Raw genomic sequence first — 21796 nt, 5'->3', positions numbered from 1 at the left:
GCCCGGGGACCGAACCCGTGGGCTGCGACCCGTCGGCCTCAGGCCATGTCGAGGACGTGCAGCTCCAGTCGGTCGGACAGCGCCTCGATCGCGGCGGCGGCGCGCACACTGTTGCCGTGCTCGTCCAACCGGGGCGAGTACGCGGCCACCCCGAGCCGGCCGGGCACCACCGCGAACAGGCACCCCGAGACGCCGCTCTTGGCGGGCAGACCCACCTGGTAGACCCAGTCCCCGGCCGCGTCGTACATGCCGCACGTGAACATCACACTGTTGGCGTAGCGCACCGCCCGTCGACCCAGGACCTGCTCGCCGTCACCCGGCAGCCGCCCGCCGCCCGCGAACATCGCGGCCATGTGCGCCAGCTCGCGGGTGTCCACCCGGATCGCGCACTGCCGGCCGTACCCGGACACCACCTGGTGGGGGTCGTCGGCCAGGGTGCCCTCCTCCGCCAGCAGATGCGCGAGCGCCTGGTTCCGGTGGGCGCTCCGGGACTCGATGTCGATGATCTGCTGGTCGACCTCGACCTCCCGGCCCACGAGGCGGGAGAACATCACGCGGATCTGTTCGAAACGGGTGTCCTCGTCGTCGTCCTCCTCCCCCACCAGCGCGTGCGCGGCCAGCGCGCCGGCGTTGACGAGGGCGTTGGGGGCGCGGCCGGTGCCGGCCTCGAGGGAGATCTCGTTGAACGGGTCCCCGGAGGGTTCCACCCCGATCCGCTTCGCGACCACGTCGACGCCCTTCTGGTCCAGCGCGAGCGCGTAGACGAACGGTTTGGAGGCGGACTGCAGGTCGAAGAGCGTCTCGTCATCGCCGGCCGAGACGACGTGGCCGTCCAGGTCGCAGACCGCCAGCGCGAGGGCGTCGGGGTGGGGGTGCTCGTAGTCGCCGAGGTGGGGGACGACGTCGCCGGAGACGTCCTCCCGGACCTCGTCGAGGATCTCGGCCAGCAGGTCTGCGGAGATGTCCGTCATGGTGCGACCGTACCGGCGCCGGCGTGCCGACGCCCCCGGTCGACCAAGCTCAGTGTGCCGAAATGGCCGAGCGCTCCCGCAGCAGGTGGTCGGCCCCGGAGAGCAGGGCCAGCGCCCGGGCGGCCCGGAGTGCGTCGTGGCCGCCGTCCACCGCGCGGACACCGCGGACGCCACGCGAATGGAGCTCCAGGGCGAACAGTTCGGCGTCGAGGCCGTCGTCGCTGACGAGGACGACCGCCCTGCCGTCGGTGACGGCGGAGAGCGGCGCGGCCGATCGGGGGTCGAGCAGATCGACGACGGGCCGGGCCTCCACGGCGACGGCGCCCGCGAGCACCCCCTGGCGCTCACGCTGGGCCCGGGACCGGATGTCGACGACGAGGGCGCCCGCACGGACCGCCGCGGGGTAGTCGCCGGCGGCGAGGGTGGTCGAGACGCCCGTGCTGGACGACGTCGCCGTGGCGGGGGTTCCCGCAGTGGCGGAGGTGGTGCTGAAGCTGGTGGTCATGCCGGTGCTCCCGGAAGAGGTGAAGGCGGCTGGGGCGTGGCGGGGGCCTGCCGGTCGGGGACACCTGTGCTGGACGCGCGCGGAGGCCACCGGACCGGCCGGGGGCATTCGTCGCGTTGTCATGCGGCCATAGTAGACAGACCGGTCTATCTACCGCAAGGGCCGCCCGCGCGCGCGGGGCCGGTGCACGGGGTGGGCGCACGGGGCCGGCGTGGCGGTCGACACTGGCGCCCGGCCGGGTAGTTGATGCATCATGTATGTGAGAGAAGGAGAACCATGACCGCCTCGCCCCCCTCGACCGCCCGTCAACCCGCCGTCTTCATCGGCCACGGCGTTCCCCTCAACGCCCTCGAGGAGAACGAGTGGACCCGCCAGTGGGCCGCCCTCGGCGCATCCCTGCCCGAGCGGCCGCGGGCCGTACTGGCCGTGTCGGCGCACTGGTACATAGGCGCCACGGCGGTCACCGCGATGTCGGCGCCGCGCACCATCCACGACTTCTACGGCTTCCCCCGCGAGCTCAACGAGTTCGAGTACCCCGCCGCGGGCGCCCCGGAGCTCGCGGCCGAGGTGGCCGAGGCCGTCAAGCCCACCTGGGTCGGCGCCGACCAGGACTCCTGGGGCCTCGACCACGGCACGTGGTCCGTCCTCACGCACGTGTTCCCCGACGCCGACGTGCCGGTGGCGCAGTTGTCGGTGGACGCGTCCAAGCCGGCGGGTTACCACTTCGACCTGGGCACCCGGCTGGCCGCCCTGCGGGATTCGGGCGTCCTCGTGCTGGCCAGCGGCAACGTGGTGCACAACCTCGCGGCGGTGGACCCGTCGCTCGGCGACGCGGGCACCGACTGGGCCCACCGGTTCGACGACCACGCACGGGAACTGCTCACCACGCGCCCCGAGGACGCCCTCGCGCTGACCGAGCACCCGGACGCCCGGCTGGCCGTGCCCACGGCGGACCACTTCCTGCCGCTGCTGTACACGGCGGGAATGGCGGCGGGCTCCAGCGAGACGCTCGACGCGTTCACCAGGGGCTACGCCTGGGGTTCGGTCTCCATGACCAGCTACCGCTCGGCGGCCTGAGCCCGGAGCCCCGGGCCCGGCCACCCTCCCGCGTCCGGCGGCCGGGCGGGCCTGAGCCACGGCCCCGGCATCCGCTCGGCCGCCTGCTCGCCCCCGACAGTCGCCTCTCTCGACGGCGTCTCGCGCGCCCCGCGGTGCAGGCCAGACGCCATCGCCGCGGGCGGCTGCGTTTCCGGCGGACAGGGGCGCGAGCGGGAGTCCATGCGCGGGAGCCCCTGCGTGTGAGGGAGAACCTCGGCGAGCTGCTCAGCTCAGGAATTGCGCTCGAACACCAACCGCAGACCCTCCAGCGCCAGTTCGGGCTCGACGTCGGTGATGGTCCGGGATTCCTCCGCCACGACGTCCGCGCGCAGCCCCGTGAGGACGACGGAGGCGTCGGCGAGCTCGGGGACGTCGGTGCGCAGCCGGTCCACGAGTGCGTCGATCTGGCCGGCGAACCCGATCACGATGCCGGCCTGGAGTGCCGCGACGGTGTTCTTGCCCAGGGCTCCCTTCGGCCGCACGACCTCGATCTTGCGCAGGGCGGCGGCGCGCTCGGCGAGGGCGTCGACGGAGATGTCGATGCCGGGCGCGATCGCCCCACCGAGCAGCTCGCCGCGGGCGGAGACGGCGTCGACGGTGGTCGCCGTGTCGACGTCGACGACGACGACGGGCCCCTCGAACAGCGTGTGGGCGGCCAACGCGTTGACCACGCGGTCCGAGCCCACCTCCCGCGGGTTGTCGACCTTGAGCGGCACCCCGGTCTTCACCCCGGGCGCGACGACGACGGCCGGAAGTCCCGGCCAGTAGTCGGCGGCCATCCGGCGCAGTTCCCCGGTGACAGACGGGACCACGGACATCGCGGAGATGCCGGTGAGCCGCTGCGCGCAGTCCCCCAACAGGCCGCGGATGGTCAGGGCGAGTTCGTCGGAGGTCACCGCTGGCGACGTGCGCATACTCCAGGTGCGCTCGAGCGGCCCGCCGCCCGGGGGGAAGATGCCGAGCCGGATGTGGGTGTTGCCGACGTCGACGGTGAGCAGCATCTTCTGTCCGCGCTGCCTAGACGGCGGCGGGCTCCGGCACGCGGGGGTTCTTCAGACCCGAGCCCTCGGGCACGTCCGCGGGGTCGGTGCCCTCGGTGAGCATGCGGTTGTCGCCGTCGACGAACACCACGCGGGGGGAGTAGGCCCGCGCCTCGGCGTCGGACATCTGGGCGTAGGCGATGATGATGACCAGGTCGCCGGGGTGCACGAGGTGGGCGGCGGCACCGTTGATGCTGATCACGCCGGAGCCGCGCTCGCCGGTGATGGCATAGGTGGTCAGGCGGGCGCCGTTGTCGATGTCGACGATGTCGATCTGCTGGCCCTCGAGCAGGTCGGCGGCGTCCATGAGGTCGGCGTCGATCGTGCAGGAGCCGACGTAGTGCAGGTCGGCCTGGGTGACGGTGGCACGGTGGATCTTGGAGTGGAGCATGGTGCGCTGCATCTACGGGCCTTCCTCGAGGTCTCGGGCCATCTCGGCCTGTTGGGCGGCGACGGTGGCCTCGGCGGCGGCGGCGAAGCCGGTACCGATCGCCACGCCGACGTTGTCGATGAGTCTGGTGGCCCCGATGCGGGCCGCGACGAGGAGCCTGCCGGGCCCCTCCTCCGGCGGTTCCCCGAGGTCCCCGGCGCGCAGTTCGAGGTAGTCGATCGAGATCTGCGGCCGCTCGTCCAGGACCGCGCGGGCGGCGTCGACGACGGCCCGGCGCCCGCCCTTCGCGGCGAACGTCCCCGCCACGAGGGCGGCGTTGAGGACGGTGGCCAGTTCCCGCTCCTCGGCGGACAGGTAGCGGTTGCGGGAGCTCCTCGCCAGCCCGTCCGACTCCCGGATGGTCGGGACGCCGACCACCCGCACGTCCATGTCCAGGTCCGCCACCATCTGGCGGATGAGCACCAGCTGCTGGTAGTCCTTCTCCCCGAAGAACGCCTGGTGGGGGGAGACGATGTTGAACAACTTGTTCACCACGGTGAGCATCCCGGCGAAGTGGCCGGGTCGCGCGGCCCCGTCGAGGATCTCACCGGTCGGGCCGGGCTGCACCGTCGTGCGGGGGCCGTCCGGGTACATGGTGGCCGCGCTGGGCGCGAAGACGAGTTCCACGCCGGCGTCGGCGAGCCGGGCCACGTCCTCGTCGAGGGTGCGCGGGTAGGCGTCGAGGTCCTCGCCGGGCCCGAACTGCAGCGGGTTGACGAAGATCGACACCACCACGACCGACCCCGGGGTGCGGCGGGCCGCCTCGACCAGCGCGAGATGCCCCTCGTGGAGCGCGCCCATGGTGGGGACGAACGTGATCTGCTTGCCGACCTTGCGCAGCGACTCGGTGACCGCGCGCAGCGAGGACGGGTCGTGGTGGATGGTCAGCTCACCCCGGTTGTATCCGGTGTTCGGGCGACCGGGGACCGCGGTCCGGACCGCGAAGGTGGTGGGGGTCATCGAAGCTGCTCCGTGAGGTCGGGGGCCAGGAGGTCGGTCACGTCGGCTCCGGCCCCGACGCGGTCGGCGGTGCGCAACGCGAGCGCCCGGTAGCCGGCGGCGATGCCCCCGTCGACGTCCTCGAGGGCATCGAGGTGGCGGGAGACCGTGACGGCGTCACCGCGCATCACGGGACCGGTCAGGGCAGAGTCCCCGGAGGCCAGGACGTTGTCGAGGGCGGCCCGCAGGAGCGGCTCCAGGGTGCGGCGCGCGAGCGCCTCCGCGTCCTGCCCGAGCATGCCGTCGGGATCGCCCTCGACTCCGCCCCCGGGCAGGACGGCGAACGACGCGGCGAGCGCCTCGGCGGCGTCGTTCACGAGGGTGACGAGGTGGTTGGCACCGTGCGCGAGCGCCGCGTGGTAGAGGGCCCGGTGGGATTCGGCGACGGTGACGGGCAGGCCACCGGTCTCCATGACCAGCATCTGGCCGACGACCAGTCCGATCTCGTCCGGGGAGGTGAGCGCCCACGAGCACCCCTCCATGCGGTCGATGTCGGCCGCTCCCCCGGTGAAGGTCATGGCCGGGTGCGCGGCGACGACCACGGCTCCGGCGTCGGCGGCGGGGCGCAGGACCTCCGCGCCCACCGCGCCGGCCACGTGGACGACGATGTGGCCCGGACGGAAGGCGTTCGCGTCGGCGAGCTCGGCCACGACCCCGGGCAGGGCCGAGTCCGGCACCGCGAGGATGAGGAGTTCGCCCGCCGCCGCCGCGCCGGCGGGATCGGTGATGCGGGCCTCGGGGAGGCGGCGGGCAGCGAGGTCCCGCGACTGCGCCGAGCGTGCGACGAGGGCGGAGACGACGTGTCCCCGCCGCTCGAGGGCGGCGCCCACCGCGGTGCCCACGCGACCCGCGGACACGAGGCCGATGGACAGGCGGGCAGGGGGTGTTCCGGTGACGCCGTGGTCGGACATCTCAGGGTGCTCCAGTGCTCGATCCGTTCCAGGCCCACTCACTGATGGTGGGTCCCGGACATCTCGCAGGCGAGAGTAGTCGCGGCGGCGGCCACGAGCAGCATCAAGTGTCGTACTTCACACAACCGATGCGAGGGGCGGCGCCACCGTCGGCGCGGCTCAGTCCTCCGCGCGACGGCGGCGGCGGCCCGATGTGGATTCGGACCCCTCCCCCAGCCGCGCCATGAGTTCTGCCACCGACAGACCCGAGCCCTCGCCGTGGCGACTCGGCGAAGCCGACTCGGTGGCCGGGGCCTGCGTCGACTGCGACCGCGGCTGCGTGGCCGTCTCGCCGGCCGTGGCGGGCGACTCGTGTTTGCCGGCCTTCTCGGAGGGGGACGACTCGTGCTTGCCTGCCTTCTCCGAGGAGCCGGACGCGGCCGCGCCCCCGGACGCCACCGGGGATCCCGACGCGGCGGTCTTGTCCGACGTGGCGCCCTCGACGGCCGACGCCGCGGGCCGGGAGCTCGTGCTCGTGCTCGTATTCGCGGGCGTACGCGCGAGCTCGGGCGAGCTGGCGGGCTCGGGCCGTGCCTGCGGTCGCGAGGTGGCGCCGGAGCCGAAGCCGGAGCTGCTGCCGGCGCTGCTGCCGGCAGCGGAACGCGCATCGCGCGCGCCGGACGTGGGGCGCACCGCCGGGCGACGGGGGTCCCCGCCGGCGTGTCGGACCGGGACTCCCGATCGGAGACCGGGGTCAGTCGCTCGGTGCGCTCGGTGCTCGGGGTGACGTCCGGACCGACGCCGGAGGCCGATGATGCGGGGGACCGCGTCGCGCCGGAAGCGGAACGGGGACCCGCGACCGGGCCGGAGTCCGATCCCGGGGCACGCCGACGGGGCGCCACCCGCTCGGACGGGACGGACGGCAGCGACGATCCCGCACCCAGCTGCCCGGCGGGACCGAGCCCACCGACCGCGAAGCGGTCCTCGGGGAGACTGACGCCCAGTGCGCCGAGCTGCTCGCGCAGCGCCGCGATCTCTTGCCTCAGTGCGACGATCGAGTCACTGGTCTCGGCGCGCACCGAGGCCCGCAGGTCCCGCTCCACGACGAGCTCGTGCTCCCGGCGGGCGGAGATCTCCCTCTCGAGCTGCAGTTCGTAGACGGTGTGCAGGTCGCGGACCCGGGCGGCCTCGGTGGCGGCCTGCCGCCGGTACCGGGCGACGAGGAACGCGCCGATGAACGCGGCCCACAGTGCGGAGAGTGTCCCGATGCGCATCCAGACGGGATTGTCGGAGAAGACCATCACGATCGTGGCGATGAGCGCCAGGAGGAGCAGCACCCCCAGGGCGATGTTCGCCAGTCCACGATCGTCGCCTCGCGCGGGGCGAGCTGACCGGGGCTTGTCCATCGCGCCGTCGGAACTCATGCCCCGCATGATACGCGGAGAATCACGGGTCACACGGGTAACCAGCGCGTGTCTGCGGTAACGGGGGCGGGCGTGAGAGGACCGGTCCGGCCCGGGCCCCTCAGGCGGGGTCGGCGAGGCCGCCGTTCTCGTCGTCGTCGGGGGGCGTCTCACACGCCGATTCGAGGAAGAGTCCCGCCGCCACCAGCACCGCGCCGGACACCAGGACGGCGACTGATGCGGGCAGCTCCGCGCCCGCCACCGCGAGGTCGCCGAGCCGTGACAGGAAGTACAGCGTCAGCCCGGCCCCTGCCCCGGCGCCCGCGGCGCCGAGCACGGCGGAGGCCTGTCCGAGGGCCGCGCTGCGGGCGATGGTGAGCGGGTGCATCTGGCTGCGGTCCTGCCCGACGCCGCCGTCGGAGATCGCGGCGCGGATCCGCAGGGACAGCAGCACGTCGACCACCGCGATCGCCACGAGGGTCACCCAGCCGAAGCCGATCGGGGTCACAGCGCCGAGGAAGGACCCGGTGAGAACGTAGGCGGCCACCGACGCGACGAGCGCCACCAGGACGAGGGTGGACTTCGCGACACGCGTCATGTCACTCCCCCGGGCCGCCGGGAGCCAACGGATCGGGCAGCCGGCGCACCGCGGCGACGTCCCCGGGATCGAGCGCGTCGAGACACTCCCGGACCGGCACCCCGTCCAGCCGGGCGGCCGGGTCGATCTCCAGCCACGGGACCATCACGAAGGCCCGCTCGGCCGCGCGGGGGTGCGGCAGCGTGAGCCTCGGGTCGTCGGACGCCACCGGCTCACCGTCCAGCTCGGCGGTCACCACGTCCACGTCGAGGGTCCGCGGACCCCAGCGCACCTCGCGGGTCCGGCCTGCGGCCCTCTCGCGGGCGAAACCCCACTCGAGGACGTCGGTCGGGGAACCGGGATGGTCGACGACGAGGACGGCGTTGAGGAAGTCGTCCTGCTCGACGCCGCCCCACGGCGGGGTGGCGTACACCGACGAGACCGCGCGCAGGATGCCGTCCGCGGCCGCGGCGTCGACGACCCTCCGCAGCAGCGAGAGAGCGTCCCCCTGATTGCCGCCGATCGACAGCACCGCCCGGCAGCTCACCGCGCTCCCCCCGCGGCGGCGCTCCCGCCCGCGCGCGAGCGGTGGGCCACGACGGCGACGTCGGCGAACTCCGCCGGGATCGGCGCCTGGGGCTTGTGCAGGGTCACCTCCACCGCGTCCGCACCGGGGGCCATCTCCATGATCCCGTCGGCGATCCGCGAGGCGACGGTCTCGATGAGGTCGAGCGATGGTCCGGCCACCACATCACGGGCGAACAGGGCCAGCGCCCCGTAGTCGACGGTGTCGGCCAGGTCGTCGGACGCGGCGGCGGCCGTGAAGTCGGTCCACAGGACGAGGTCGACCAGGAAGTCCTGGCCGTCCCGCTTCTCGTACTCGAAGACCCCGTGCGTACCGCGCACCTTCAAGCCCCGCAGTTCGATCCGGTCGAGTTCGCTGCGATCCGCCATCAGTTCACCCCCGCCCGTCCGGCGGCCCACGCGGCGGCCACCCGCACCGCGTCCGCACTGGGGGCCACGTCATGGACCCGGACCGCCCACGCGCCGGCGGCGGCGGAGAGCGACGTGATCGCGGCCGTCGCCGGATCGCGGCCCGCCACCTCGCGCGGCCGGGCGTCCGATCCGGGCAGCAGCGACCCGAGGAACCGTTTGCGGGACGCGGCGACGAGTACCGGGAACCCCAGCTCGATCAGTCGGTCCAGCCCGTGCAGCAGCGCCCAGTTGTCGTCGGCGTCCTTGGCGAAGCCGAGGCCCGGGTCGAGCACGATGCCGGCGGCGTCGACCCCCGCGGCGATCGCGGCGTCGGCGCGGCGGGCCAGGTGGTCACGCACCGCACCCACGACGTCCCCGCCGTAGTCGGATCGGCCTCCCGCGCCGGCGCGGTACTCGTCCGGAGACACCCAGTGCATGAGGATGACGGAGGCGCGGTATTCGGCCACGACCCTCAACATGTCGGGGTCGGCGAGCCCGCCTGAGACGTCGTTGACGATCGCCGCGCCCTCCTCGAGGGCACGCGACGCCACCCCGGCGCGCATCGTGTCAACCGAGACCGGCGCGAGGCCGGACACCGCACGGACCAGCGGGACGACCCGCTGCTCCTCGTCCGACTCCTCGACGCGGAGGGCGCCGGGCCGGGTGGACTCCCCACCGATGTCGATGAGGTCGGCGCCGTCGGAGACCATGCGTCGGGCGTGCGCGACGGCATCGTGATGCGCGAGGTGGCGCCCACCGTCGGAGAAGGAATCGGCCGTGACGTTGAGGACGCCCATCACCGCGCACCGGTCCGGGCGGGGCAGCAGACCGGGCGCGCTCACGTCCCGCGCAGGAGGCCGAGCGCCTCCGCCCTGGTGGAGGCGTTGGTCCGCATGTTGCCGCGGACGGCCGAGGTGGTGGTGACCGCCCCCGCCTTCTGGATCCCCCGCATCGACATGCACAGGTGCTCGCACTCGATCACCACGAGCACGCCCGAGGGCGCGAGCCTGTCGACCAGCGCGTCGGCGACCTGACTGGTGAGCCGTTCCTGGACCTGGGGCCGCTTGGCGTAGAGATCCACCAGTCTGGCGAGCTTGCTCAGACCGGTGACCGCCCCGGACTGTCCCGGGATGTAGCCGATGTGGGCGACGCCGTGGAAGGGCACCAGGTGGTGTTCGCAGGTCGAGTAGATGGGGATGTCCCGCACCAACACGAGCTCGCGGTGGTCCTCGTCGAAGGTCCTGGACAGCACCTCCGACGGGTCTGTGTACAGCCCGGAGAAGACCTCGCGGTAGGCCCTGGCCACCCGCGCGGGTGTGTCCTGCAGCCCCTCGCGCTCCGGGTCCTCGCCCACGGCGATCAACAGCTCGCGGACCGCGGCCTCGGCGCGCTCGGCATCGAAGACCCGCCCCGTGGGGAGCGACCGGGCATCGGCGGCGGGTATGTGGTCAGGCGTCGTCATTCATTCCTCTTCTCGCACGGAGTCGACCGTGCGGTCAGTCCTCACGTTCCCACGGCGCACGCCAGTCGGCGTCCTTGTCCTCACGGCGGTGCGAACCGCGGTCCACGGCGCCCGGGGTCGACCCGCCGGACGCGTCGCCGTCACCGCCGTCGCCCACCGCCGACCACGCCCGGGTCGGGGCCTCGGACGGCCCCTCGCTCCGACCGGCCCGTTCCGGACCGTCAGCGCTCCCGGATCGGTCCGTGCTCCCGGTGCCGTCGGTGCTCCCGGAGCCGTTGGTGCTCCCGGAGCCGTCGTTCCTCTGCAGGCCCTCCGGCGCGGCCGGCAGGCGGGTGGTCTCGGCCCCGCTCGGCCCCCGGTCACCGTGGTGCGCGGGCTGACGCGGGGGCCAGCCCGGCGCCGACCAGCCCGGGGGCGGCGGCGTGCCGTAGGCCGGGATACCGGTCGGACGTTGCCCGCCGCCGGCGGTCGCGCCGCGGCCCGAACCGCCACCGGGCATCCCCACAGGGGCGCCCACGCCGTTGCGGTCACCCCCGTGGTCGCCGGGGCCGTCCGCCTCGCCCGGATCACGGTCGTCCTCGGCGGCGCGGCCGGCCGGGAGGACCGGCATGGCGAACGGATCGGTCACCGGCGGGGGCCACGGCTCGCCACGCTCCTTGGCCAGTTCCCCCGGGGTCTTGATGGGCGGACGGGCCGACGGGATGCGTCCACCGAAGTCGTCGAACTCGGTGATCCGCGGCCGCTTGACCACGTCGGCGAACAGCCTCTCGAGGTCGTCCTGCCGCAGGGTCTCCTTCTCGAGGAGTTCGCCCGCGACCGCGTCGAGGATGTCGCGGTTGGACTCGAGGACCTGCCAGGCCTCGGTGTGGGCGGAGTCGATGATGCGGCGCACCTCGTCGTCGATGATCTTGGCGACCTCCGGCGAGTACTCCCCCGCCGCGGAACCGCCGCGGCCGAGGAACGGATCCCCGCCCTCGCCGCCGTACTTCACCGCACCGAGCTTCGCGCTCATGCCGTACTCGGCGACCATCGTCCGCGCGATCCGGGTGGCCTGCTCGATATCCGAGCTGGCGCCCGAGGTGGGCTCGCCGAAGACGTACTCCTCGGCAGCGCGGCCACCCATCGCCATGACGACGCGGGCGATCATGTCCGCCCGGGTCATCAAGGACTTGTCGTCCTCGGGGACCACCAGTGCGTGACCACCGGTGCGCCCACGCGCGAGGATGGTGACCTTGTGGACGGGCTCGAGGTCCTCCATCGCCCACGCCGCCAGCGCGTGGCCGGACTCGTGGTACGCGGTGACCTTCTTCTCGTGCTCGCTGATCACACGGTGCTTGCGGCGGGGTCCGCCCACCACCCGGTCGGTGGCCTCCTCGAGGATGTCGATGTCGATCTCGTCGCGACCCAGCCGGGCCGCGAGCAGGGCGCCCTCGTTGAGCACGTTGGCCAGGTCCGCGCCCGACATCCCGATCGTGCGCCTGGCAAGCGAGGTCATGTTGACGTTCTCGGCCAGCGGCTTGCCCGCGGAGTGGACGGCGAGGATCGCCTCGCGACCCTTGAGGTCGGGATTGGTCACCGGGACCTGGCGGTCGAAACGCCCCGGCCGTAGCAACGCCGGGTCGAGGACGTCCGGACGGTTGGTCGCGGCGATCATGATGACGGTCTCGCGGTCGCTGAACCCGTCCATCTCGACCAGCAGCTGGTTGAGCGTCTGCTCACGCTCGTCGTGGCCGCCGCCGGTGCCCGAGCCACGGTGCCGACCCACCGCGTCGATCTCGTCGACGAACACGATGCAGGGCGCGTTCTGCTTGGCCTTCTCGAACAGGTCGCGCACCCGCGAGGCGCCGACACCGACGAACATCTCGACGAAATCCGAACCCGAGATCGAGTAGAACGGCACCCCGGCCTCACCCGCGACCGCGCGGGCCAGCAGGGTCTTGCCCGTTCCGGGCGGGCCGTAGAGCAGCACACCGCGCGGGATCTTGGCGCCGAGACGCTCGTAGCGCGCCGGGTTCTGGAGGAAGTCCTTGATCTCGTTGAGTTCCTCGACCGCCTCGTCCTCGCCCGCGACGTCGGTGAACGTGGTCTGGGGCATGTCCTTGGTGAACTCCACGGCGCGCGACTTGCCCACGCCGAACAGTCCGCCCTTGCCGCCCTGCATGCGGGACATGAAGTAGAACAGCAACCCGAACAGGATGAGCATCGGCAGCAGGAACGAGAGCATCTGCGACAGGAAACCCTGCTGGTTGACCGCGGTGTCGTACTTCTCCGGCTCCGCCGCGGCCACCCGGTCGAAGACCTGGTCCGCCGCCCGCTCCGGGTACTTGGCGAGGAGCTTGTCGGTCTCGTCCGCTCCGTCCTCCGGGGCGATCGGGGTCTCGAGCGTGAGCCGGAGCTGCTGCTCCCGGTCCTCGATCAGCGCCTCTTTCACGTTCCCCGCGTCGACCTGCGCCAACGCCACCGACGTGTCGACCTCGGCGTAGTCACGGTCATCTCCTGTGAAGAACGAGAAGCCGACGATCGCCAGGATGATCACGCCCGCGATCGCGACGTTGCGGAAGACGGTATTGCTCTTGCGTTCCATTCGGTCCTCGTGTGGAAGGACGGCCCAGCCGGTCGACGGGCCCGGTCGTGCATCCGACTTCGTCGGTATCGCCCCAGGCTACCCGCCGAGCGGGGCCTCCCACCGTGATGATCGCCATGGGCGGACACCGCCGGGGTCGTACGATCATGGCCGTGACCACCGACCCCCTCTCCGCCGCCGAGACCGCCGAGGCCGTACGCACCGGTGCCGTCGGCGCGCTGGCCACCCTCGACGCGGCTTTCGACCGGGTGGGCGACCTCGACCCCTCGCTGCACGCCTTCACCTCCCTGCTGCGGGCGGACGGCCGCGCGGCCGGGGCCGCCGTCGACGCCGCGAGCCCGGCCGACCGTGCGGCACTGCCCCTGGCCGGGGTATCGCTGGCCGTCAAGAGCACCGTCACCCTGGACAACCCGGTCGTCGCCCCCCTGCTGGCCGCGGGCGCGGTGCCGGTGGGCATCACCGCGGCGCCCCAGCTGTGCGCCTGGGGGATGACCGACTCCGACGCCCACGGGATCACCCGCAACCCGCGCGACCTCGCCCTGTCCGCCGGCGGGTCCTCCGGGGGGTCCGCGGCGGCGGTGGCCTCGGGCATGGTCCCGCTCGCGGTGGGCGACGACGGGATGGGGTCCCTGCGCATCCCCGCCGCGGCGTGCGGGATCGTCACCATCAAGCCGGGGCCCGGTGTCGTCCCCACCCGCCTGGCCGGCGACAACTGGGGCGGCCTGGCCGAATCCGGTCCGCTGGCCAGGACCGTCGGCGACGTCGCGCTGGCCCTGTCGGTGATGGCCGGTCGTCCGGAACTCGCGGACGTCGGACCCGTCCCCGGCGGGACGCGTATCGGCATGTCCGTGGCCAGCCCGATCCGGCTGGGCCGCGATCTGGTGCGCATCCACGCGCCCTGGACGCGCGCGGCCCGGGAGGCCGCGGAGGTGCTGCGGGGGGCCGACCTCGTCGTCGTCGACACCACCCTGCCCTCCCCCACCGACCCCGTCCTCTATCTCGCGCGCTGGACCACCGGCGTCGCACGGGCGGCGGAGGACGAGAACCTGCCCCTGTCCGCGATGGAGCGACGCACCCGGCACCACGCACTGCTCGGCCGGACGGTCTTCCGTCGCGGCGGCGCGGGAGACGGGGACACCCGCTGGAACCGTGGCGTGGAGACGCTCCGCGCGGAGGTCGAACGGGCGATGGACTCGGCGGGGATCGACGTGTGGCTCACCCCGTCGCTGGCGGACGTGCCACCCGAGGCGACCGACTGGCACCGACGCTCCTGGGGCCGGTCATTGTGGGCGTCGATGAGGTTCTCCCCGTTCACCCCGCTGGCCAACGTGCTCGGTTGGCCCGCCGTGTCCGTCCCGTGCGGCACCACCCACACCCCCCTCGGCCGGGTCCTGCCCACCTCGGTCCAGCTCGTCGGGCGGCCCGGTTCGGAGGCGACGCTGCTCGCGCTGGCGGCGGTGATCGAGAGCGGCGGTCGCTGACACCGGCCGGCAGGGGCGGGTCGGCGGGCCGCGTGGCGTCAGTCCTCCGGCAGGTCGGCGAACCTCTTCTTGACGTCCCGGTACCACCCGAGTGACTGCCGCGGCCGCCGCCACCGGGTCTTCATGTCCTCGCGCGCCGGCACGTGGGCGTCGTCGCCGGCCCCGACGCGCTCCTTGAGGTGGGCGTCCTGGGCGTTGATCACGTCGTCCGCGGTGTCACCGCGGTGCGGCAGATCGCAGGGGCCACCCAGGTCCTTGCAGGTCATGGTCTTCATGGGGTCGATCCTCCCTGTCCGGGCGACGCCGGAGCGCGTCGCCTCACCCTGATGACGAGCGGGCGGCCGGAACTGTGACCGCCCCGCTCATCTCGGCTCGCCGTCGCTGCGGCGGCGGATCGCGGCGAGCACGTCCGGGTCCGCACGGAAGTCGATGCGCCTGACCACGCCGCCGGCGATCCGGAAGTCGAACGCCACCCGGGCCACGCCGCGATCGAACCACGCCGCGCCCGGCCGCCCGTGGACGAACACCGGCAACGCCGCGGCGGCTGCCCCGTCGAAGAACTCCGCCACCGCGTCGCGGCCCTCGATGCCGACCGGGGTACCGAGACTGACGGCGATCGGATCACCGACCACCACCACGTCCGGCGCGAGGAGACCGAGCAGCCGGGTGAACTCGCCGTTGCGCGCGGCGTCGAGGAAGGCGTCGACGACGACCCAGTCCGCCTTCCGGGCGCCGGGACCCGCTCCCGCGAGCTTCGCGCGCGCCCTCGACGCCTGTTTGCGGGCCGCGGCCGGTGAGCAGTCCAGCACGTCGGCGATCGTGGCGAAGTCGACCGAGAACGAGTCGTGCAGCACGAACACCACCCGCTCGGCCGGGGCGAGTCGGTCGAGCACGACGTGCAGCGCCGCGCCCATGGAATCCGCGAGGAGCACCTCCTCGGACGGGCCCGGCTCCGGCGCCGGCCTGTCGACGGGCTCCGTCGGGGGCGGGACGACGGCCTTGAGCCGGTCCAGGCAGAGGCGGGTCACCACGGTGGTGAGCCAGGCCGGGAGTGAGTCGACCGCCCGCGTGTCGGCCCGCGCCAGCCGGAGCCACGCCTGCTGCACCACGTCCTCGGCCTCCGCCGGGTCGCCGAGCACGCGCGCGGCGATCCGGACGAGCCGGGGGCGTTCACTCTCGAATTCGGAGGTGCGGTCCACGCCGCCATTCTCCCCCGGCGCCCCCGATCCGACAGCGTGACCGGAGTCTTGGCGATCCCCGGCCCCGCGGCGGAGGCCTGGTTAGCATCAGGTCGACGCCGCACCGCGTGGCGCCGCCGTCCGGATATCGCCAACCGGTGCCCCGCCGGGCGCCGACAGGAAGGAACGATCATGGGAAGCCTGGGAATCCTCGCCGCCGGCTCCGCCGAGTTCGCACTCGACTCGGGTTCCACCCTCGCCGACATGGGCACCCGCCTGCCGTCGCTGATCCTCCAGTTCGCCGACGCGCTGTTCAACGGGATCGCCGGTGACCTCGTCTCCAGCGTCGGCGACTGACGCCCGGTAGCCGCCGCGCAGGGACCGACATCCCGGCCCGCAACGCCGTGATCCACCCGGGAAACCGCGTGGATCACGGCGTTTTCCTGATTCGGCACGACCTTGACTCGACCCGATAAAGAGAGCATCATCTTTCGCGAGGGAAGTGATCCTCATCACTTTTTACGCGGTTTCATCAATCCGGAGAACTGGTCTCCGGCCGCCCCTCATCCGTCAAGGGAAAGGATCACCACTATGGGCAGCCTCGCGGAGTTCGCTGAAGGTTCCAGCCAGTTCGCTATCAACTCGGGGTCAACCCTGGTCGATTTCGGCACCGGCCTCCCATCTCTCGTCCTCATGTTGCTGGATGCGGTCGGGTTCGGCACCTCTGTCGATCTCACCGCCAGCGTTGAGTGAGTCACCGGGCGACAGCCTCACAGAATCGTGAGCGCCCCGCAGTAGCCGCCGACCACCGGGTCGGCGGCTACTCCCGTTGTCGACGCGAGACGCCCCGGTCAGGCGTACTGCTGCACGATCCGGCGCTTGACCAGCTTGCCGGTGGGGGTGCGGGGCAGTTCGTCCACGAAGTCCAGGCCCCGCGGGATCTTGAAGTCGGAGATCCTCCCGCGCAGGGCGCCGAGGATCTCGTCGGCGAGGCCGGGGTCGCCCGCACGGTCGGCGGCGGGCACCACCACGGCGTGCACCCTTTCCCCCATCTCTTCGTCCGGGATCCCGATCACGGCGACGTCCTCGACCGCCGGGTGCAGGACCAGGGCGTTCTCGATCTCCTGCGGGTAGATGTTGACCCCGCCCGAGATGATGGTGAACGCCTTGCGGTCGGTAAGGTAGAGGAAGCGGTCCTCGTCGAGGTAGCCCACGTCGCCGAAGGTGGACCAGTTGGGGTGCTCGGGGTGGAAGACGGACGCCGTCTTCTCCGGGTCGCCGTGGTACGAGAAGGTGCCCTCGTCCTGCTGCCAGTAGATGGTGCCGATCTCGCCAGTGGGCAGCTCGTTGCCCTCCTCGTCGCAGATGTGCGCGATGCCCTTGAGCCCGTCGCGACCCACCGAACCGGGGCGTTCGAGCGCCTCCTGCGAGTTGATGAACGTGATGCCCATGCCCTCGGTGGCCGAGTAGTACTCGTGGATCACCGGGCCCCACCACTCGATCATCCGCCGCTTGACCTCGGGCGGGCACGGCGCGGCGGCGTGGATCGCGTGGGTCATGCTGGACACGTCGTAGCGCGCCCGCGTCTCCTCCGGCAGCTTGAGCATGCGCACGAACATCGTCGGCACCCACTGCGAGTGCGTCACCCGGTACTCCTGGATGAGCCGCAGCGCCTCCTCCGCGTCGAAGCGGTCCATGAGGATCACGGTCCCGCCGACGGAGTTGACCACGCCGCAGAATCGCAGCGGGGCCGCGTGGTACAGCGGTGCCGGGCACAGGTAGACGCTGTCGGCGTCGAAGGCGTACAGGAAGCTGAACACCGGCGTGTAGCTGTCCGGCACCTCGTCGATCTGCCCTTCGGGCGGGTCGACGCGCACGCCCTTCGGCCGGCCGGTCGTGCCGGAGGAGTAGAGGAAGTCGTGGCCGCGGGGCTGGTCGGCGGGCGGCTCGGTCGACCTGCCCTCGAGCAGCGTCCGGTAGTCCTCGAACCCCTCCAGCGCGCCGCCGAACACCACGCGGTGCTCCACGCCCGGATGCGCCTCCGGGGAGACGTCGACGTGGTCGGCGACCGGGGCGGAGACGAACAGCGCCCGGGCCCCGCAGTCGCCGATGATGTACGACGACTCGTCCGCAGTGAGATGGTGGTTGATGGCCGCGATGTACAGGCCGCAGCGCAGCGCCCCCCAGTAGATCTCGAGCATCTCCAGGGTGTTGTCCGAGACCACGGCGATCGTGTCACCGGGACGCAGCCCCCAGTCGTCGGTCAGGAGATGCGCGAGCTGCGCGGAACGCGCCTCGAGCTGGGCGTACGTGATCTGCTCCCCCGTCGCCGGGCGGATGGCCGCGGGCTTGTCGGGGGTGGTGGCGGCGAAGGTTCCTGGAAACATGCTGCCAGGCTAACCGCCGAACGTGATCTGGATCACGAATTAGGCAGACACGTGTCCAGCAGTCGGTGCGTCAGGAGTACATGCGCGGGTGCAGCCTGCCGATGTACGGCAGATCGCGGTAGCGCTCGGCGAAGTCGAGGCCGTAGCCCACGACAAACTCGTTGGGGATGTCGAACCCGATCTCGAGGATGTCCAGGTCCGCCTTCACCGCGTCGGGCTTGCGCAGCAGGGTGACGATCTCCAGCGACCGCGGGTTGCGGGTGCGCAGGTTGCGCATGAGCCAGGACAGGGTCAGCCCGGAGTCGATGATGTCCTCGACGATGATCACGTCACGGTCGGCGATGTCGCGGTCGAGGTCCTTGAGGATCCGCACCACACCGGAGGAACTGGTGGAGGAGCCGTACGAGCTGACGGCCATGAACTCCATCTCGGACGGGATGGGCAGGGCCCGGGCGAAGTCGGAGACGAAGATCGCGGCGCCCTTGAGGACGGCGACCAGCACGACCTCCTTCTCGACGTCCGCGTAGCGCTCGCCGACGGTGGCGGCCATCTCGGCGATCCGCTCGCGGATCGACTCCTCGTCGAGCAGGACCGATTCGATCTCGTCCGCGTACTTGTCCGTGGTCATCTACGTCCCCGCTCCGCTCGCCCGGTCGTTCTCCAGGACCACCTTTCCACGTCGGCGCCGGGCGACCAACCTGGCCGAGGGCCCCGCCCCACCCGCGCCCGCGGGCCCGGTGCCACCGACCGCCACCCCGCCCTGCCCGCGCCAGTCGGTGACGAGCGCGGCCACCGCCGTCAGGTGCGCGTACGTGGGTGAGGTGACTCCCCGCGCCAGCAGCCAGCGGCGCAGGACCCGGGTCAGCACGGCCGTCGACAGGGGTTCCAGCCGGCTCACCTCCAGGGCGCCGTCGTCGCCGACGGGCACGGCCGCCGCGAGACGCTCCAGCTCGTCGTCGTCGACCCCCAGCAGTGACGCGGTGCGCGCCAACCCCTCCGCGACACCGCCACCCAGCACGTCCTCGAGCAGCGGCAGGACCTCGTGCCGCAGGCGCACCCGGGTGAACGCCGGGTCGGTGTTGTGCGGGTCCTCCCAGAACCCCAGGCCGAGGTCGCGGCACGCGGCGCGGGTGTCGGCGGCGCGGACCCCCAGCAGCGGGCGCCCCCACGGTGCGTCCCACGGCGCCATCCCGCGCAGCGAGCGGGCGCCGGAGCCGCGGCCCAGCCCCAGCAGGACGGTCTCGGCCTGGTCGTCGAGGGTGTGGGCGAGCAGCACGGGCCGTCCGCGGCGCGCGGTGTCGAGCGCGGTGTAGCGCGCCGCGCGGGCGGCGGCCTCGGGGCCGGAACCCCTCTGATCCACGACGACGACGAGGACCTCCGCCTCTGCGCCGAGCCCGCGGGCCGCGGCGGCCGCGTCCCGGGCCACGGCGTCCGACCCCTCCTGCAGACCGTGGTCCACCACGAGGGCGGTCACGGCGGCGAACTCGACGGCGGCCGCGGCGGTCAGCGCCAGCGAGTCCGCTCCCCGGACAGTCCGACGCACACCTCGTCGCCGAGCTCGGGGTGGGCGCGGCGGAACGCCCGCAGCGCCGCGCGCACGGTCCAGGCCGGGCCGGTCCAGGCCGGGCCGGTCCAGGCCGGGCCGGGCCGGTCCCCACCGGTCCGGGCGGGGCGCCGGCGAGCGGGGTCAGCGGCAGCCACAGGCGCTGATCTCGGCGGCGATCCGGTCGAGGACCGGGCGCGCGACGGCGGGGTCGGTGCCGGAGGACAGCAGGGCGAAGCTCATGGTGCGGCCGTCGGTGCTGGTCACCGAGCCCGCCAGGGTGCTCGTCCCGGCGAGGGTGCCGGTCTTGGCGCGCACCCAGCCGGCGCCGGCGGCGGCGGGGCCGGTGAACCGGTCGACCAGCGTCCCCGACCCGGCGGCCACGGGCAGGGTGTTGAGCAGGTCGCGCATCTCGCGGGTCGCGTCGGGTGCGGAGGCGGTGCGCAGGACGTCGGTGAGCACGGCCGCCGAGATGCGGTTGCCGTTGCTCATGCCGGAGCAGTCGTCCAGGCGCACCCCGGACATGTCGAGGCCACGGTCGGTGAGCGTGTCGAGCACGGCGGCGGTCCCGGCGGCGAAGTCGACCGGACCGTCCGGGTCGCGGTCCAGCGCCACCTCGCGGCAGATCGCCTCGGCCAGCACGTTGTCGGAGTGCACGAGCATCGAGCGGAGGCGATCGGTGAGCTCCGCCGACGACACCCTGCCCAGCTCATCGGTCGTCTCCACCGGGTCGGAGGCGACCCGCACGCGCTCCGGGTCCACGCCCAGTTCGCGGGCCAGGGCCCTGCCGGCCGCGAGGGCGGGTTCGGTCGTGCGGGGCGAGTACTCGTCGGCCGGGTCGAGGCGGCCGGAGTCGAGCATCCACGCCTCGATGGGCGCGATGTTGCCGGCCGGGATCTCCGACGGGGGCCAGCCGCGGCCCAGTCGCGGCCCCGTGTACGGGCCCGGGTCCACGACGATGCGCGCCGGGGTGAGCCCGGCATCGCGGACGACGTCGGCGGCCTGGGTGAGCGTGGCCGCGCCGGGGAAAAGCGGTCCGGGCTCGGCGCCACCGGACATGGTGGGGTCGCCGCCGGGGACCACGACGAGGGTGTCCGGCTCGGCGCCGCGGGCGAGGACCGTGTCGACGCGGGTGTCGCCGGGCAGTCTGCTCAGCGCGGCGACCGCGGTGAGCAGCTTGGTCGTGGACGCGGGGACCTTGGCGTCGCGAGGGCGGCGCTCCCACAGGACCTGTCCGGTCGCGTCGTCGACAACGCTGGCGGTGAGGTCGCCGACCGCCGGGGACGCCGCGAGGGGGCCGAGGATCTCCTCGAGGGCGGCGGGGTCCGGCAGGGGCGCCGAGTCGTCCGCCGCGTGCAGTCCGGGGTTCAGCTCCGCCGTGGTCTGCGCGGGGGCGCCGACGACCGCGCGGACGTCGTCCTCCACGTCGGTGAACAGCGCCGCCGCGACGAGCCCGGCGACCAGGAGTACGACGACGACGAACACGACCCCCGCCCGCCACACGAGCCCACGCCCGCGCCACACTCCGCGCTCGGTCACTCGTGCCCACCCTCCCGGACGCTGTCGCCTCCACTGTCACCGCCACCGGTCGCCACCGGCGGCCGCCGACGCTACCCTCGCCTGCCGTGCGTCGGACCCACGCTAGCGGCCCGCGTGACGGCGGCCCCCCGGCGCCGGGGCCGCCTACTAGAATCGGCCCGGATTGTCCGGGAGAGCCGTCCCGGGTCCGGAGAATGACGATTTGTGAGGTAGCCCGTGACCGTCGAAGTGACCATCGAGATCCCCAAGGGTTCGCGTAACAAGTACGAGATCCACCACGAGACCGGCAAGATCTATCTCGACCGTTTCCTCTTCACCTCGATGGGCTACCCGGCCGACTACGGCTACATCGACAAGACCCTCGCCGACGACGGTGACCCCTGTGACGCCCTGGTCCTGCTCGACGAGTCCGTCTTCCCCGGCGTGATCGTCAAGTCGCGCGTCGTGGGCGTCTACACCATGTCCGACGAGGCCGGTGGCGACGACAAGCTGCTGTGCGTCCCCGCCCTGGACCCGCGCTGGGAGCACATCCAGGACGTCGACGATGTCCCGGACTTCGAGCTCAAGGCGATCGAGCACTTCTTCCTGCACTACAAGGACCTCGAGCCGGGCAAGCACGTCACCCCGGGCGAGTGGCGGGACAAGGCCCATGGCGAGAAGCTCATCGCCGAGGGCCTCGAGAACTTCACCGAGCACCCCGAGGAGAAGGCCGAGCCCTTCCGCGGCTGACGCCG

Annotated in this window: 23 protein-coding genes and 2 pseudogenes; 5 read left to right on the top strand and 20 right to left on the bottom strand. The window is 72.8% G+C overall.

From position 1 onward, the window contains the following. Nucleotides 1–38: 38 nt before the first annotated feature. Nucleotides 39–971: a glutaminase A gene (gene glsA, locus OVA21_RS01265; protein ID WP_069388838.1), complete on the bottom strand. Its 933-nt coding sequence runs from the start codon at nucleotides 969–971 to the stop codon at nucleotides 39–41. Nucleotides 972–1020: 49 nt separating this feature from the next. Then, nucleotides 1021–1476: a rhodanese-like domain-containing protein gene (locus OVA21_RS01260; RefSeq protein WP_120284672.1), complete on the bottom strand. Its 456-nt coding sequence runs from the start codon at nucleotides 1474–1476 to the stop codon at nucleotides 1021–1023. Between the two features lie 276 nt (nucleotides 1477–1752). Between OVA21_RS01260 and ygiD the strand changes: the two genes are divergently transcribed. Beyond that, nucleotides 1753–2553: a 4,5-DOPA dioxygenase extradiol gene (ygiD, locus tag OVA21_RS01255; protein ID WP_096906105.1), complete on the top strand. Its 801-nt coding sequence runs from the start codon at nucleotides 1753–1755 to the stop codon at nucleotides 2551–2553. A gap of 251 nt (nucleotides 2554–2804) precedes the next feature. On the opposite strand, the gene OVA21_RS01250 is transcribed toward ygiD, so the two are convergent. The 12 genes and pseudogenes from OVA21_RS01250 to ftsH all read right to left on the bottom strand — a co-directional run bounded on the left by OVA21_RS01250 (nucleotide 2805) and on the right by ftsH (nucleotide 12934). Beyond that, nucleotides 2805–3575: a type III pantothenate kinase gene (locus OVA21_RS01250; RefSeq protein WP_268091609.1), complete on the bottom strand. Its 771-nt coding sequence runs from the start codon at nucleotides 3573–3575 to the stop codon at nucleotides 2805–2807. Nucleotides 3576–3591: 16 nt separating this feature from the next. Beyond that, the gene (gene panD / locus OVA21_RS01245; RefSeq protein ID WP_067711586.1) at nucleotides 3592–4017 is read right to left on the bottom strand and encodes an aspartate 1-decarboxylase; all 426 of its coding nucleotides are present in this window, start codon (nucleotides 4015–4017) and stop codon (nucleotides 3592–3594) included. Further along, a complete protein-coding gene (panC, locus tag OVA21_RS01240) occupies nucleotides 4018–5004 on the bottom strand; it encodes a pantoate--beta-alanine ligase (RefSeq protein WP_268091608.1) in 987 nt (328 codons plus the stop codon). Beyond that, nucleotides 5001–5954, bottom strand: coding sequence for a Rossmann-like and DUF2520 domain-containing protein (locus tag OVA21_RS01235; RefSeq protein WP_268091607.1), 954 nt, complete (start codon nucleotides 5952–5954; stop codon nucleotides 5001–5003). The genes panC and OVA21_RS01235 overlap by 4 nt, the downstream gene beginning before the upstream one ends. Nucleotides 5955–6113: 159 nt before the next feature. Next, the gene (locus tag OVA21_RS01230; RefSeq protein ID WP_268091606.1) at nucleotides 6114–6626 is read right to left on the bottom strand and encodes a hypothetical protein; all 513 of its coding nucleotides are present in this window, start codon (nucleotides 6624–6626) and stop codon (nucleotides 6114–6116) included. 338 nt (nucleotides 6627–6964) lie between these two features. Continuing rightward, nucleotides 6965–7207 (bottom strand): annotated as a pseudogene (locus OVA21_RS19215) (DUF6779 domain-containing protein); the annotation flags it as partial. Between the two features lie 250 nt (nucleotides 7208–7457). Continuing rightward, a complete protein-coding gene (locus tag OVA21_RS01225) occupies nucleotides 7458–7934 on the bottom strand; it encodes a DUF3180 domain-containing protein (RefSeq protein WP_268091605.1) in 477 nt (158 codons plus the stop codon). 1 nt (nucleotide 7935) lies between these two features. Further along, entirely contained in the window at nucleotides 7936–8460 is a 525-nt protein-coding gene (gene folK / locus OVA21_RS01220) for a 2-amino-4-hydroxy-6-hydroxymethyldihydropteridine diphosphokinase (protein ID WP_268091604.1), read from the bottom strand. Further along, nucleotides 8457–8867, bottom strand: a complete 411-nt coding sequence (folB, locus tag OVA21_RS01215) for a dihydroneopterin aldolase (protein ID WP_268091603.1) — start codon at nucleotides 8865–8867, stop codon at nucleotides 8457–8459. The genes folK and folB overlap by 4 nt, the downstream gene beginning before the upstream one ends. Continuing rightward, nucleotides 8867–9685, bottom strand: a complete 819-nt coding sequence (gene folP, locus OVA21_RS01210) for a dihydropteroate synthase (RefSeq protein ID WP_154829677.1) — start codon at nucleotides 9683–9685, stop codon at nucleotides 8867–8869. The genes folB and folP overlap by 1 nt, the downstream gene beginning before the upstream one ends. 41 nt (nucleotides 9686–9726) lie before the next feature. Further along, a complete protein-coding gene (gene folE, locus OVA21_RS01205; protein ID WP_067711572.1) occupies nucleotides 9727–10350 on the bottom strand; it encodes a GTP cyclohydrolase I FolE in 624 nt (207 codons plus the stop codon). Nucleotides 10351–10384: 34 nt separating this feature from the next. Beyond that, nucleotides 10385–12934 (bottom strand): ATP-dependent zinc metalloprotease FtsH, encoded by a 2550-nt coding sequence (gene ftsH / locus OVA21_RS01200; RefSeq protein WP_268091602.1) that lies wholly within the window; start codon nucleotides 12932–12934, stop codon nucleotides 10385–10387. Between the two features lie 146 nt (nucleotides 12935–13080). Between ftsH and OVA21_RS01195 the strand changes: the two genes are divergently transcribed. Next, nucleotides 13081–14415, top strand: a complete 1335-nt coding sequence (locus OVA21_RS01195) for an amidase (RefSeq protein ID WP_275898229.1) — start codon at nucleotides 13081–13083, stop codon at nucleotides 14413–14415. A gap of 38 nt (nucleotides 14416–14453) precedes the next feature. Here the strand turns inward: OVA21_RS01195 and OVA21_RS01190 are convergent, their stop codons facing one another. Then, a complete protein-coding gene (locus tag OVA21_RS01190) occupies nucleotides 14454–14690 on the bottom strand; it encodes a DUF1059 domain-containing protein (protein ID WP_096906112.1) in 237 nt (78 codons plus the stop codon). Nucleotides 14691–14777: 87 nt separating this feature from the next. Next, entirely contained in the window at nucleotides 14778–15614 is an 837-nt protein-coding gene (locus tag OVA21_RS01185; RefSeq protein WP_268091601.1) for a sigma-70 family RNA polymerase sigma factor, read from the bottom strand. Between the two features lie 171 nt (nucleotides 15615–15785). On the opposite strand from OVA21_RS01185, the gene OVA21_RS01180 reads away from it, so the two are divergent. Together OVA21_RS01180 and OVA21_RS01175 are read left to right on the top strand one after the other, a co-directional pair. Further along, entirely contained in the window at nucleotides 15786–15950 is a 165-nt protein-coding gene (locus OVA21_RS01180) for a hypothetical protein (RefSeq protein WP_181694360.1), read from the top strand. A 234-nt stretch (nucleotides 15951–16184) separates the two neighbouring features. Then, nucleotides 16185–16346 carry a hypothetical protein gene (locus OVA21_RS01175; RefSeq protein ID WP_181694361.1) on the top strand — a complete coding sequence of 54 codons (162 nt, stop codon included), beginning with the start codon at nucleotides 16185–16187 and terminating at the stop codon, nucleotides 16344–16346. A 98-nt stretch (nucleotides 16347–16444) separates the two neighbouring features. Here the strand turns inward: OVA21_RS01175 and OVA21_RS01170 are convergent, their stop codons facing one another. From OVA21_RS01170 to dacB, 4 genes and pseudogenes are all read right to left on the bottom strand, one after another. Continuing rightward, on the bottom strand, nucleotides 16445–17980 hold the full coding sequence (locus OVA21_RS01170) for an acyl-CoA synthetase (RefSeq protein ID WP_268091600.1): 1536 nt from the start codon (nucleotides 17978–17980) through the stop codon (nucleotides 16445–16447). 70 nt (nucleotides 17981–18050) lie between these two features. Then, nucleotides 18051–18608 (bottom strand): hypoxanthine phosphoribosyltransferase, encoded by a 558-nt coding sequence (gene hpt / locus OVA21_RS01165; protein WP_067711558.1) that lies wholly within the window; start codon nucleotides 18606–18608, stop codon nucleotides 18051–18053. Continuing rightward, a pseudogene (gene tilS, locus OVA21_RS01160) lies at nucleotides 18609–19579 on the bottom strand (tRNA lysidine(34) synthetase TilS). Nucleotides 19580–19667: 88 nt separating this feature from the next. Beyond that, complete coding sequence (gene dacB / locus OVA21_RS01155; protein ID WP_268091599.1) at nucleotides 19668–21062, bottom strand: D-alanyl-D-alanine carboxypeptidase/D-alanyl-D-alanine endopeptidase; 1395 nt, start codon at nucleotides 21060–21062, stop codon at nucleotides 19668–19670. Nucleotides 21063–21278: 216 nt separating this feature from the next. Between dacB and OVA21_RS01150 the strand changes: the two genes are divergently transcribed. Then, a complete protein-coding gene (locus OVA21_RS01150) occupies nucleotides 21279–21791 on the top strand; it encodes an inorganic diphosphatase (protein ID WP_067711556.1) in 513 nt (170 codons plus the stop codon). Nucleotides 21792–21796: the final 5 nt, after the last annotated feature.

Origin of the sequence: Dietzia sp. SL131 (assembly GCF_026672565.1) — a bacterium.
GTDB lineage: Bacteria > Actinomycetota > Actinomycetes > Mycobacteriales > Mycobacteriaceae > Dietzia > Dietzia kunjamensis.
Note: the sequence above shows the minus strand (reverse complement) of the source record. Positions and strands in the feature narration are given on the sequence as shown.

Coding starts and splice junctions, on each gene's coding strand:
- glsA (WP_069388838.1), bottom strand. CDS start 971: ATGACGGACATCTCCGCAGACCTGCTGGCCGAGATCCTCGACGAGGTC.
- OVA21_RS01260 (WP_120284672.1), bottom strand. CDS start 1,476: ATGACCACCAGCTTCAGCACCACCTCCGCCACTGCGGGAACCCCCGCC.
- ygiD (WP_096906105.1), top strand. CDS start 1,753: ATGACCGCCTCGCCCCCCTCGACCGCCCGTCAACCCGCCGTCTTCATC.
- OVA21_RS01250 (WP_268091609.1), bottom strand. CDS start 3,575: ATGCTGCTCACCGTCGACGTCGGCAACACCCACATCCGGCTCGGCATC.
- panD (WP_067711586.1), bottom strand. CDS start 4,017: ATGCAGCGCACCATGCTCCACTCCAAGATCCACCGTGCCACCGTCACC.
- panC (WP_268091608.1), bottom strand. CDS start 5,004: ATGACCCCCACCACCTTCGCGGTCCGGACCGCGGTCCCCGGTCGCCCG.
- OVA21_RS01235 (WP_268091607.1), bottom strand. CDS start 5,954: ATGTCCGACCACGGCGTCACCGGAACACCCCCTGCCCGCCTGTCCATC.
- OVA21_RS01225 (WP_268091605.1), bottom strand. CDS start 7,934: ATGACGCGTGTCGCGAAGTCCACCCTCGTCCTGGTGGCGCTCGTCGCG.
- folB (WP_268091603.1), bottom strand. CDS start 8,867: ATGGCGGATCGCAGCGAACTCGACCGGATCGAACTGCGGGGCTTGAAG.
- folP (WP_154829677.1), bottom strand. CDS start 9,685: ATGGGCGTCCTCAACGTCACGGCCGATTCCTTCTCCGACGGTGGGCGC.
- folE (WP_067711572.1), bottom strand. CDS start 10,350: ATGACGACGCCTGACCACATACCCGCCGCCGATGCCCGGTCGCTCCCC.
- ftsH (WP_268091602.1), bottom strand. CDS start 12,934: ATGGAACGCAAGAGCAATACCGTCTTCCGCAACGTCGCGATCGCGGGC.
- OVA21_RS01195 (WP_275898229.1), top strand. CDS start 13,081: ATGGCCGTGACCACCGACCCCCTCTCCGCCGCCGAGACCGCCGAGGCC.
- OVA21_RS01190 (WP_096906112.1), bottom strand. CDS start 14,690: ATGAAGACCATGACCTGCAAGGACCTGGGTGGCCCCTGCGATCTGCCG.
- OVA21_RS01180 (WP_181694360.1), top strand. CDS start 15,786: ATGGGAAGCCTGGGAATCCTCGCCGCCGGCTCCGCCGAGTTCGCACTC.
- OVA21_RS01175 (WP_181694361.1), top strand. CDS start 16,185: ATGGGCAGCCTCGCGGAGTTCGCTGAAGGTTCCAGCCAGTTCGCTATC.
- OVA21_RS01170 (WP_268091600.1), bottom strand. CDS start 17,980: ATGTTTCCAGGAACCTTCGCCGCCACCACCCCCGACAAGCCCGCGGCC.
- hpt (WP_067711558.1), bottom strand. CDS start 18,608: ATGACCACGGACAAGTACGCGGACGAGATCGAATCGGTCCTGCTCGAC.